The sequence below is a fragment of the Actinosynnema sp. NPDC023658 genome (assembly GCF_040639995.1).
Lineage (GTDB): Bacteria > Actinomycetota > Actinomycetes > Mycobacteriales > Pseudonocardiaceae > Actinosynnema.
The window spans coordinates 1-12,689 of record NZ_JBFAAX010000149.1; the positions used below are offsets into that span (position 1 = coordinate 1).

A 12,689-nucleotide genomic window follows, 5' to 3' on the forward strand; every position below is an offset into this window, starting at 1 on the left:
AGGCGTTCGCGTCGGGTGCGGGCGTTCCGGGTGTGTTCAGTGTGGTGGCGCATCGGGGTCCGGAGGGTGTGCGGGTTCCGTTGAAGTCCGGTGGTTTCGAGTATTTGGACGACCGTGCTTTTGTGCGGTTGTTGGTGGGGATGCGGTTGTTCGCTCCGGATGCTCCGGTGCGGTTCTTGATGTGTGGTGTGGCGGATTCGTCGGTGTTGCGCGACGAGCTGCGGCGTTTGGGCCACGTGGGCGGGGTGGAGACGTTCGCGGGTCGGGTGCGGGTGTCGCGCTCGGGCGAGGTCCGGGTGCTGGAACCGGGTGAGGAACCCGCCCCCTCACAGGACTCGGTGGTGCTGGCGACCCCGGGGTCGGCGATCGCGTTCCCCTTCACCCCGAATGGTCCGGACAGCGTCGAGTGGGAATTCCTCCACCTGCGCATGCCGGTGTTGGACGGGGTTTTTCCGCCGGTCCACGTCTACGCTCACGCCGTCGACGGCGAGCTGTTCGTGGATGACGAGTGGCAGGATGGCGCGTCGTTCGCCGCGGCGCTGGTCGACGCCGGTCTCTTCCAGCACGATCCCCGCTCGCCGCTGCACCTCGTGATCGACCTGCCCACCGAGAGCCGGCAGCACGTCGACGTGGTGCGGGAGGTCGCGCGGTCGTTGCGCGGTGATGGTCCTTATCGCGAGGTGTTCGTCAACACCGCCCCGCTCCGGATCGATCCGGACACCGGCCTGGTCGACCTGTCCGCCGCAGGGTTCGAGCGGGTGTCGGAGGTGCTGATCACCGACGTCGAGTGGGCGGAGTTGATCGACGGGGACGGCCGGCCGCACGGCGCGGCGCTGATGAGTCAGACCCGGTACTACCCCGCTCTGGTGGAGGGCGCGCGGTTCGCCGACGACTACAACCAACGCCTGGGCGAATTCGTGGCCGACACCGACAACCTCCGGGGGAAAGGACGTCTCGAGCTGCTGCCGTGGGCCTCCACCCTCGAGGCGGGCCGGGCTCGGCCGTTCGTGGTGCACCTGGAAAGTCGGGGGCGGTCCTACGACGTCCGGCTGCACGACGGTCGGGTCTTCCGGCTTTCGGCGCGGGAGGTGGCGCGGTTGTTGGCGTCACCCGCCTTCCAGCGGGCGTTGACCGACCCGGAGGTGCGCCGGCCGCTGGCGTTGATCACCCGCACCGCCACGCCGAACGGCGCGCTCAACCGGGAACTGCTCGACCTGCTGATGCAGGACATCGGCATCCGGGCGTACTACGAGTACTCGGGACCGGTGCGCGCCGAGAGCTTGACGGCCAACGGTGAAACCAGGGCCCGCTCCGAGGTGTCCCTGTCCCAGGGCGTCCGGTTCACCAACGGGTGGAAGTCGCTCCGGCACGGTGTGCCGGTCCGGTGGGACGGGGCTGTGTTCGCCCTGGCGGAGGACGCGGACCTCGGGCCGGACTTGGTCGGTATCGCGCGAGGTGTCGCGCGGGGTGAGTTCGGTGACGAGCAGTGGGGTGCTCAGCTCCCGCTGGTCGTGGCGGTTCGCTCGACTGAGGGGTACGCCGTCGCGCCCACTGCTGACGGCGGGCGCGTCGAGGTGGAGGCGGGGCACGCCTTCCAGGTCCTGTTCCGGAACGGAGACTTCCACTCGCTGCTGGAAACGGCGCCCGATCAGCCGTTGGTGCTGGTGGGTGAGGACGCCGGGACTCGAGTGGGTTTCGGTGGGTTCGGCTTCGACTTCGCCTCGGCTCTGCACGCCTCGCATGACTTCCGCGACGTCTACGCCATGACCCGGGACGAGAACGGCGATCCGGTGTTCACGCTGGTCTCGCGCTTGCGGGACGAAGATCTCGCGCTGGAGCCGCTGGAGGACTCCACGGGCCGGGTGGTCGCGGTGGTGGTGCGGTCCGCCGGTGACGAGGCCGAGGTCGAACACGCTCGTGAGTGGGCCGGCTCGACCTCGCCCCGGAAGATGAGGCGGTTCTGGAACTCGACGGCCCAGCGGTACGAGGAAACGCCGTGGCCGGCCGGCAAGCAACCGCTGTTGATCCTGGCCGCCAGGGAAGCCGACAGGTACCTGGCGACGCGCTCGGACGGGGAGGACCTCGTCCTGTCCATGGTCAGGTTGACCGGTGTCCTGCGCGACAGCGCACTGCTGAGGGACGCCGCGGGGAGCTCGCCGAAGCGGGAGTTCGTGTTCGCCGCGCTCGGCGGCCAGTCGATCCGGCCCTGGAACTTCGCGACGCGGATGCTGGACGGTGGCTACGCGCGGCCGGTGCACTGGCCGGACGGTCGCCTGGTGCTCCACGGCGACGGGCGGATCACCGTGCACGGCAACGGCTTCCGGACGGTGGAACGGATCGATCCGGGTTCCGACGACTTCGTGACCTACCCGCTGGTCGAAGCCGGTACGGGGCGGATCGAAGGGCAGATGTACCCCACGAGGCGATCCGACCTCTGGATGATGCAGGCCAGTCGTCGGCGGGAGTCGGCCTTCGGGTTCAGGCACTACCTCAGGCAAGTCGTCACGCGGGCCGCCGATGGCAGCGTGGAGCGCCACGACGAGAAGCTGCCCATGAAGTGGACGAAGCGCCTGGTGCCGCCGTGGTACGTCGACATGCACGGTCGGCCGGACAGGGTCACCGTCCGCTTGCGCACCGGCCGTCCCCTCGCGCTCGGCGACGAGGTGGAGTTGTCGCCGGAGGCCGCGGCGCGGGTGCTGACGCGCAACCGGATCTACCGCTCGGTGCCCCACCCGCGCGGTGAGGAGAAGGTCGCCACCGTCTGCTCGATCAACCGTGCTCCGGACGAGGGTGGTCACCCGTTGGCGTCCTACTTGGTGGGGGCGTTCGAGGAGGTGGACGGCTTCCCGGTGACGGTGTGGGCCGCCGACCAGGACGTGGCTACCATCCGTCTTACGGGCAGGCGAACCGTCGAGGACAACGGGTTCTACCGCAGGGCGGTACGTCCGGGGGATACGGCCGTCGAATCCTCTGACGAGGACTTCTCGGACACCGATTCCGAGTCCGGCGGTCCTGGTGTTCGCGTGTCCCCCGTGGATGTCGAGCGTGTGGTGTTGCGGGATGGGTCGGGGGGTGTGGTGGGTGCGGGTTTCCTGGCCGGTGGTGAGGCCGGGGTGGTGGTGGAGGCGTTCGCGTCGGGTGCGGGTGGTGCGGATGCGGGTGTGTTCAGTGTGGTGGCGCATCGGGGTCCGGAGGGTGTGCGGGTTCCGTTGAAGTCCGGTGGTTTCAGGCACTTGGACGACCGTGCTTTCGTGCGGTTGTTGGTGGGGATGCGGTTGTTCGCTCCGGATGCTCCGGTGCGGTTCCTGATGTGCGGTGTCACGGATTCCGCTGTGCTGCGGGATGAGCTGCGGCGGTTGGGTCATGTGGGTGGGGTGGAGACGTTCGCAGGCCGGGTGCGGGTGTCGCGCTCAGGAGAGGTCCGGGTGCTGGAACCCGATGAACAGCCAGGCTCCCCGCAGGACTCGGTGGTGCTGGCCGGCCCCGGACGGCCGATCATGTTCCCGATCGACCAGAGCGGTCAGGACGTCACCAGGTGGAAGTTCCTCCACAACTGCATGCCCGCCACGACCATGACGTCTTCGATGGTGTACGCCCACGCTCGCGCGTCCGACGGGTGGTTGTTCGCGGACGGACAGTGGCGGGATGCGGAATCGTTCGCCGCGGCGCTGATCGCCGCCGGTGTCTCCCAGCACAGCCCCCGCACGCAACTGATCTTCGCGATCGAGGTCTACTCCGGCTACTCGCGGCACGTCGACGTGGTGCGGGAGGTCGTGCGGCTCCTGCGCGGTGACGGCCCCTACCGGGACGTGATCGTCAACACCGCTGCGCTGCGGGCAAATCCGCAGGCCGGGGTGGTCGACTTCGCGGCCAACGGTTTCGAGCGGGTGTCGGATCTGCGGATCACCGACGTCGACTGGCAGGAGCTGGTCGACGGGAACGGCCACCTGCACGGCGCCGCTGTGCTGGACGACCCTTCGTACTACCGGGGTCTGCTGAAGGGTGTGCGGTTCGTCAACGACTACAACCTGCGCATCGCCCGCCTGGCGGCCGACGTCACCAATCCCTATGAGGGTGCGCGCTTCAGGTTGCTGCCCTGGACGATGTCCGTCGGGGGAAACCGGGTTCGGCCTTTCGTGATGTACCTCGTGAGCCGGGATTCGCACTACGTGATCCGGTCGATGGACGGTCAGCTCCACGACCTTTCAGCTCGTGAGATGGCGCGCTTGCTGGTGTCACCCGCGTTCCGGCGGGCGTTCACGGACCCGCACGTCCGTCGGCCGCTGGTGCTGGTCACCGATGCGGACGTGCCGAACAGCGCGCTCAACCGGGAGTTGCTCGACCTGCTGGTGGAGGAGATCGGCGTCCGGACCTACTTCGAGTACTCCGGCCCTGTGGGCTTCTACTCGATGACGAAGAACGGTGAAGTCGCCGCGGCGCCCGCTGAGCTGATCCTGTCCCAGGACAACTGGTTCACCTCCGGGCCGGAGTTGACGCAGAACGTCGTGTCGGTTCAACGGCACGAGGGTGTGTTCGCGCTGGCAGACGACGCGCGCCTGGGGGCCGAGCTGGTCGGTGTCGTGCGGGGTGTCGTGCAGGGCACGTTCGACGATCGGCCGTGGGGTGAGGTGTCGCCGCTGGTCGTGGCGGTGAGCTCGACGGAGGGGTACGCCGTTGTGCCCACGGTTGACGGCGGGCAGATCGAACTGGGAGGGGAGGAGGTCTTCTACGCGCTTCCCGAGGAGGACGACTCCCAGCAGTCGTCGGAGCCGGCGCCCGACCGTCCGGTGGTGCTGGTGGGTGAGGACACCGGCACTCGGGTGGGCGTCGGCGGTTTCGGGTTCGACTTCGCCTCGGCGTTGCACATGGTGGACGATTTCCGCGATGTCTACGCGATGACGCGGGACGAGCGGGGTCGTCCGGTGTTCGCGCTGGTGTCGGGTCTGCGGGGCGGCGATATCGAGTTGGAGTCACTGGAGAACTCCGCGGGCAACGTGGTCGCGGTGGTGGTGCGGTCCGCTGGTGACGAGGCCGAGGTCGAGGACGCGCGGCAGTGGGCGTACAACGTCACCTCCGAAAAGGTGGAGCGGTTCTGGAACGCGGCCACCGGTCGGTTCGAGGATTCGCCGTGGTCGATGGGTCCGCAGCCGTTGTTGATCCTTGCCACGCGGCAAGGGGAGCAGTACCTGGCGATGCGCTTGGACGGGGTGGATGCGGCCCTGTCCGTGGTTGGGTTGACCGGCGCTCTGAACGGCAGTGAGCTGGTGAGGAGGGCTGCGGGCTACGCCCCGGATGTGGATTTCGTGTTCGCCGCGTTGGGCGACGCATCGGTCGAGCCGGTGGGTTTCGGCGCGGGGATGTTGGCGGGTGGTTACTCGCGGCGGGTGCACTGGCCGGATGGTCGCCTGGCGCTTTGGGACGACGGGGGAATCGCCGTCCAGGGTGGTGGTTTCCGGACGGTCGAACGGGTCGAGCCGGGTGTCGACGACTTCGTGACCTACCCGATCCGGGAAGCCGTCACTGGGCGCACGAAGGGGCAGGTCTACCCGGACTCGCTGAAAGATCTCCTGGTCATGCCGAGTATCAACCAACGGGCGGAGCACTCCGGCTTCAGGCGTTACATCAGGGAAGTCACCATCCAAACGGCTGACGGCGGTGTGGAGTACCGCGATGAGAAGCTGCCCATGAAGTGGACGAAGCGCTCGGCGCGGACGTGGCAGATCGTCGTGCACGGTGAGCCGGGCAGCGTGGCCGTCCGGTTGCGCACCGGCCACCCCTTCCGGTTCGGCGACCAGATGACGCTGTCGCCGCAAGTCGCGGCGCGAGTGATGACGCGGAACGAGATCTACCGCTCGACGCCCCACCCACAGGGCGAGCAGAAGGTCACCACCGCCTGCTCGATCAACCGGGTCCCGGACGGGGGTGGTCACCCGTTGGCGTCGTACCTGGTGGGGGCGTTCGAGGAGGTGGACGGCTTCCCTGCGACGGTCTGGGCAGCGGATCAGGTGGTGGAAGTCGAGGGCCTCACGGGCAGGCGGTCCGTCCTGGAGAACGGGTTCTACCGGAGGGCGGTGCGTCCTGGGGAGGAGGCCGTCGACTCATCCGACGAGGACTTCTCGGACACCGATTCCGAGTCCGGTGTCGACACCCACTCCGGTGTCAGCACCTCTTTCGATGCTCCTGCCCCTCGCGCTGTGTTGCCGGAGCGTGTGGTGTTGCGGGACGGGTTGGGGGGTGTGGTGGGTGCTGGCTTCCTGTCCGGTGGTGAGGCGCAGGTAGTGGTGGAGGCGTTCGCGTCGGGTGCGGGTGTTCCGGGTGTGTTCAGCGTGGTGGCGCATCGGGGTCCGGAGGGTGTGCGGGTTCCGTTGAAGTCCGGTGGTTTCGAGTATTTGGGTGATCGTGCTTTTGTGCGGTTGTTGGTGGGGATGCGGTTGTTCGCGCCGGATGTTCCGGTGCGGTTCCTGATGTGTGGTGTGGCGGATTCGGGTGCGTTGCGGGATGAGTTGCGGCGGTTGGGTCATGTGGGTGGGGTGGAGACGTTCGCGGGTCGGGTGCGGGTGTCGCGCTCGGGAGAGGTCCGGGTGTTGGATCCGGATGAACAGCCAGGCTCCCCGCAGGACTCGGTGGTGCTGGCCGACCCCGGACCGGTGATCGCGTTCCCGGCTGCGCCGAACGGCCAGGACGTCGCCAGGTGGAGGAACCTCTACGATCGAGTCCCCACCTCGGACGAAGGCCCTCCGCCGGTCTACGTCTTCGCCCACGCCCACCACCTCGACGGTCGGTTGTTCGCGAACGGCCAGTGGCGGGACGCCGCGTCGTTCGCCGACGCGCTCGTCGAGGCCGGCATTTCCCAGCACGACCCCCGCGCACAACTGATCTTCATGGTCGAGGTCTACTCCGCGAACCCGCGGCACGTCGACGTGGTGCAGGAGGTCGCACGGCTGCTGCGCGGTGACGGCCCCTATCGGGACGTGTCCGTGAACACCGCTTCGTTGCAGATCGATCCGCACACCGGGTTGGTCGACGTCGCCTCGGCCGGGATCGAGCGGGTGTCGGAGGTGCTGATCACCGACGTCGACTGGCAGGAGCTGATCGACGGGAACGGCCGGCTGCACGGCGCCGCCATGTTGGACTGCCCCTCGTACTACCAGGGCCTGGTCAAGGGTGTGCGGTTCGTCGACGACTACAACCTGCGCGTCGCCCGGCTGGCGGCTGACGTGACCAGGCCCTACCACGATGTGCGCTACAGCCTGCTGCCCTGGACGATGTCCGTGGGGGACAACCGGGTTCGGCCGTTCATGGTGTACCTGGCGAGCCAGGGGCCGTACTACGTGGTCCGGTTGGTCGACGGTCGGCTCCGCGACCTCTCGGTCCCTGAGATGGCGCGCTTGTTGGTGTCGCCCGCGTTCCAGCGGGCGTTGACAGAACCGCACGTCCGTCGGCCGCTGGTGCTGATCACCGATGCGGACGTGCCGAACAGCGCGCTCAACCAGGAGTTGCTCGACCTGCTGATGGAGCAGATCGGCGTCCGGCCGCACCACGAGTACTCCGGGCCCGTGGGCTTCTTCACGTTGGTGAACAACAACGGTGAAGTTGTCGCGGCACCCCCCGAGCTGGTCCTGTCCCGGGACTGCCAGTTCACCTCCGGGTCGGCGTTGACGCAGTACGACGTGTCGACCCGGAAAGACGGGGGTGTGTTCGCGCTGGCGGAGGCCGCGGACCTCGGGCCGGACCTGGTCGGTATCGCGCGGGACGTCGCGCGGGGTGCGTTCGGGGACCAGCCGTGGGGTGAGGCGTCGCCTCTGGTGGTCGCCGTGCTCTCCGGGCAGCGGACGGACGGTGGCCCCGTCGTCGTGCCCATCGTCAACGGTGGGTACGTCGTCGTGCCCACGCTTGACGGCGGGCACCTCGAACTGGGTGGGCAGGAGGTCCTCGCCGCGCTTGCGGAGGAGGAGGACTTCCGCCAGGAGTGGGTGGCGGAGCCGGGGCGTCCGGTGGTGTTGGTGGGTGAGGACGCGGGCACTCGGGTGAATCCTGGTGGTTTCGGGTTCGACTTCGCCTCTATGTCGCACGCCTCGCGCGACTTCCGCGATGTCTACGCGATGACGCGGGATGAGCGGGGTCGTCCGGTGTTCAGGTTGGTGTCGGGTCTGCGGGCCGGTGATGTCGCGCTGGAGCCGTTGAGGAACTCCGCGGGCAACGTGGTCGCGGTGGTGGTGCGGTCCGCGGGTGACGAGGTCGAGTTCGAGCGTGCGCGGCGGTGGGCGCACAACGCCACGGTTGGGACGATCAGGCATTTCTGGAACGCGACCACCGGTCGGTTCGAGGATTCGCCGTGGTCGGCGGGTCGGCGGCCGTTGCTTGTGCTGGCCACGCGGCAGGGGGAGCGGTACCCGGCGACGCGTTCGGACGGGGTGGACGCGGTCCTGTCCGTGGATGGGTTGACCGGTGCCCTGCACGGCAGCGAGCTGGTGAGGAAAGCGGCGGGCTTCCTTCCGGATGTGGATTTCGTGTTCGCCGCGTTGGGCGACGCATCGGTCGAGCCGGTGGGCTTCGGCGCGGGGATGTTGGCGGGTGGTTACTCGCGGCGGGTGCACTGGCCGGATGGTCGCCTGGTGCTCCGGGACGACGGGCAGATCGCTGTCGAGGGTGGTGGTTTCCGGACGGTCGAACGGGTCGAGCCGGGTGTCGACGACTTCGTGACCTACCCGATCCGGGAGGCCGTCACGGGGCGCACGAAGGGGCAGGTCTACCCGAACGAGGCCCTCGATTTCCTTTACATGCCGAGCATCGACCAATGGTCGGAGAATTCGGGTTTCCGGCGTTACATCAGGGAGGTCACCGTCCAGGCGGCTGACGGCGGTGTGGAGCGCCGTGACGAGAAGCTGCCCATGAAGTGGACGAAGCGCTCGGCGCGGACGTGGCAGATCGTCGTGCACGGTGAGCCGGACAGCGTGGATGCCCGGCTGCGCACCGGCCACCCGTTCCGGTTCGGCGACCGGTTGGCGCTGTCGTCGGAGGTCGCGGCACGGGTGCTGACGCGGAACTCGGTCTACCGCTCGGTGCCCCACCCGCAGGGCGAGCAGAAGGTCGCTTCCGCCTGCTCGATCAACCGGGTCCCGGACGGGGGTGGTCACCCGTTGGCGTCGCACCTGGTGAAGGCGTTCGAAGAGGTGGACGGCTTCCCGGCGACGGTCTGGGCCGCTGACCGGAAGGTGGAAGTCGAACCCCTCACGGGCAGGCGCTCGGTCAAGGATGCGTTCGACCTGGTCCCCGAGGTCGGCGCGGCCCAGCAGGCGCAGCAGCTCCGACCGGGCCGACGTGACGCGGGCCAGGGCGTCCGCGATGGCCGGGGTGTGCCGCAGCACGTCCTCGACGACCATCTGGATGTACTCGACCAGCAGGTTGCGGAACCCGGAGATCTCCTCCGGCGCCAGGTGGTGCCGCGTCACGACCTGGCCCAGGTAGGCGTAGAAGTCGCGCACGGTCGCGGCCAGCTCGGCGTGCTGGAGGAACAGCGTGGTGACCTGCTCGGCCAGCACCTCGCGCGGACGGCTCGCGCCGCTGATCAACGCCTCCGACAGCGACTGCCCGAGCCGGTCCAGGCCGCGCTCCACGGCGGGCAGCAGCTCGCGCGACACCTCCCGCGCGCCCTCGGGCACGCGCAGCAGCTCGTCCACGTCCCGCTGCACCCGGACGGCGAGCTTGCTGACCTGGTAGCGGACGCTGCCGTGCTGGAACTCCGCGATGCTGGAGGCCACCACCTCGCGCCTGCCCTGCACCAGGTTGCCCCACTCGACCAGCTGCCGGAGGCGGTTGATCACGTTCTCGATGCGCGACTCGCCCGGCTCGACCCGGCCCTCCCGCTCGGCGCCCGCCAACGCCCCCGCGACCTCGCCCGCGGACAGGTCCGCCAGCAGCGTCGACGTGAACAGCCGCATGATCGCCAGGTACGTGCGCTGGTGGTCGCGCGCGTCCAGGTAGGCGTAGAGCTTGAGGCGGCCGGCTGGTTCCACGGTGGGCCACCCTAATGCTGCGGTCCGACACGTGCGGTCTACCGTGCCCGTGTGAGTCTGGGGCGCGCGGTGGGGTTGGTGCTGGGCGTGGCCGCTGACGCGGTGTTCGGCGACCCGCGGAGGTATCACCCGGTAGCGGGATTCGGACGTGCGGCGGCGGCGTTGGAGCGCAGGCTGTACCGCGACCACCGGGCGGCCGGCGTGGCGCACACGGCGGTGCTGGTCGGCGGCACGGTCCTCGCCGGTGTCGCGGTGGAACGGCTCGGCAGCCGCAGCCAGGTGGCGCAGGCCCTGACCACGGCCGCCGCGACGTGGGTCGTGCTGGGAGGGTCGTCGCTGGCCGACGAGGGCACCGCGATGGGCCGTGAGCTGGACGGCGGCGACCTGGAAGCGGCGCGCAATCGTTTGCCCCACCTGTGCGGGCGCGAGCCGCGGAAGCTGGACACGATGGGGCTGGCGAAGGCGACCGTCGAGTCCGTGGCGGAGAACACGTCCGACGCCGTGGTCGCGCCGCTGTTCTGGGGCGCGGTCGCGGGCGTGCCGGGCCTGCTCGGCTACCGCGCGGCGAACACCCTCGACGCCATGGTCGGCCACCGCGACGACCGGTACCGCCGGTTCGGGTGGGCCTCGGCCCGGCTGGACGACGTGGCGAACCTGCTGCCGTCACGGCTGGCCGCGCTGCTCACGGCGGCGGGCGCACCGGTCGTCGGCGGGTCGGCGGGCGAGGCGTGGCGGACGTGGCGGCGGGACGCGGCGGCGCACCCCAGCCCCAACGCGGGCCAGGTGGAGGCGGCGTTCGCCGGCGCGCTGGAGGTCCGGCTGGGCGGTCGCACGGTGTACGCGCACGGCGCGGAGGACCGGCCGGTGCTCGGGCACGGCCGCAACCCCGACGCGGGGCACGTGACGCGGGCGGTGGAGCTGTCGCGGGTGGTCGGCGCGTCGGCGGCGGCCGTGACCGCGGTCATCGCGCTGGCGCGGCCTCGTCTTCGGCGAGCTGTTCGGCGACGGACTTCCGCCTGACCTTGGCCTTCGGGTCCGGTTCGCGCAGCGCGCCGCCGGGGCGGACCTCGCGGACGGTGAAGTACAGCCACCCGCCGAGCGCCATCGCGCCGAACGCGATCCACTGCAGCGCGTAGGAGAAGAACGGCCCCGCGTCGAGCTTCGGCAGCGGCAGGGCCTCCTCGCCGCCGGGTTGGCCCTCGGTGAGCTGGAAGTAGCCCGGCCGCAGGTCGAGCCCGGCGGCCCGGCCGACGACGGCGGAGTTCACCGAGTACACCTGCCGGTGCCGGTCCTCCTGGAACGCGTCGCGGTCGTCGGACTCGTCGCGGCGGGCCAGCGCCACGAGCGTCACCTCACCGGTGGGCACGGGCTCGAGGTCGGGCACCTTGATCCCGTTGACCGGCCGCACGTAGCCGCGGTCGACCAGCACCACCGGCCCGCCGGAGACCTGGAACGGGGTCAGCACCTCGAACGCCGCCTCGCCCTGCACGGTCCGCAGCCGCGCCACCGCCTGCCCGTCCGGCAGGTAGCGGCCGGTCAGCGTGACGCCGCGCCACTCGACGTCGGCGTTGGACCGGTCGAGCAGCGTGGTGACCGGCACCGGGTCGGTGCGCAGCGACGTGGTGACCGCGGCGTTCTGCGCCTCCCGCTCGGCGTCGCGGCCGAACTGCCACGGCGCGAGCAGCGTGAAGCACGCGCCCGCGAACACCCAGACCGCCAGCGTCAACGCCAGCCACCCGGGCTGCAACAGGAACTTCAACCGCACGTGACCACGGTAAGCCCTAGGCGGTTGTGACCTGCACCCGGTCGAAGCGGGCGGTGAAGCCGGGGCCCGTGGGCGCGGCCACCATCACGCCGGCCAGCGTCCGGGCCTCGGGCGGGAAGTAGGCCAGCCGCAGCATGGTCGTCGGCTCGGCGTCCTCCACGCCGTAGCGGACGGTGACCGCGTCGCCCTCGCGCACCGCGGCGATCGTGACCCGGCCGACGCGCCCGGCCGGCACCACCGACCAGTCGGAGAAGTCCCTGGTCACGACCGTGCTGACCTGGAACTCGTCGTCGACGAGCTCGACGCCCGCCTTGATCCAGTTCCGCTCGTCGAGCCACAGCGCGATGCCGGCCTGGTCGTACTGGGCGGCGTAGTCCGCGGTGAAGGAGGCGGAGACGGTGAAGTCGCCGGTCAGGGGCACGCCCAGGACGTGCCCGCTGTCGCGGTCGTAGCCGTAGTGCGTGCTGCGCCAGAAGTCGGTCTCCGGATCGCTGGTGATGGCCAGCCCGTCCAGGTCGGTCCACGACCGGGGCTCGTTGAGCCACTGCCAGTCGTCGCGGTCGAACGCCGTGATCCCCATCGGGTCATCATCGCAGCGATCGCGCCGTCGACAACGCCTGTTGGGCGTAGCCGCGGCCGAACAGCACGGCGTGCACCAGCACCGGGAACAGCTGGTGCATCGGCACCCGTTCGCGCCACCCGTCGGCCAGCGGCGCGGCCTCGTCGTAGGCGGCCAGCACCCGGTCCAGGTGCGGGCAGCCGAACAGGGCGAGCATGGCCAGGTCGGTCTCCCGGTGCCCGCCGTGGGCGGCGGGGTCGACGAGCCACGCGCGGTGTGGGAATACGCGCCCGCGCCCGAGTCGCGGGACATCGCGAACCTCAAGCCGAACTACCGGATGTTCATCGAC

The 12,689-nt window shown here is 69.9% G+C and carries 4 protein-coding genes and 1 pseudogene; 2 read left to right on the plus strand and 3 right to left on the minus strand.

Annotated elements, in window-relative coordinates; genetic code table 11:
* Positions 1–188: 188 nt before the first annotated feature.
* Positions 189–10,031 (plus strand): hypothetical protein, encoded by a 9,843-nt coding sequence (locus AB0G02_RS17800; RefSeq protein ID WP_360795206.1) that lies wholly within the window; start codon positions 189–191, stop codon positions 10,029–10,031.
* Between the two features lie 36 nt (positions 10,032–10,067).
* Positions 10,068–11,036: a cobalamin biosynthesis protein gene (locus tag AB0G02_RS17805; protein WP_360795209.1), complete on the plus strand. Its 969-nt coding sequence runs from the start codon at positions 10,068–10,070 to the stop codon at positions 11,034–11,036.
* Here AB0G02_RS17805 and AB0G02_RS17810 read toward each other — a convergent pair.
* The 3 genes and pseudogenes from AB0G02_RS17810 to AB0G02_RS17820 all read right to left on the minus strand — a co-directional run.
* Positions 10,978–11,781, minus strand: a complete 804-nt coding sequence (locus AB0G02_RS17810; protein ID WP_360795212.1) for an SURF1 family cytochrome oxidase biogenesis protein — start codon at positions 11,779–11,781, stop codon at positions 10,978–10,980. The genes AB0G02_RS17805 and AB0G02_RS17810 overlap by 59 nt on opposite strands.
* Positions 11,782–11,797: 16 nt before the next feature.
* Positions 11,798–12,361, minus strand: coding sequence for a DUF1349 domain-containing protein (locus tag AB0G02_RS17815; RefSeq protein ID WP_360795215.1), 564 nt, complete (start codon positions 12,359–12,361; stop codon positions 11,798–11,800).
* Positions 12,362–12,368: 7 nt separating this feature from the next.
* Positions 12,369–12,611 (minus strand): annotated as a pseudogene (locus tag AB0G02_RS17820) (fructosamine kinase family protein); the annotation flags it as partial.
* Positions 12,612–12,689: the final 78 nt, after the last annotated feature.

Coding starts and splice junctions, on each gene's coding strand:
- AB0G02_RS17815 (WP_360795215.1), bottom strand. CDS start 12,361: ATGGGGATCACGGCGTTCGACCGCGACGACTGGCAGTGGCTCAACGAG.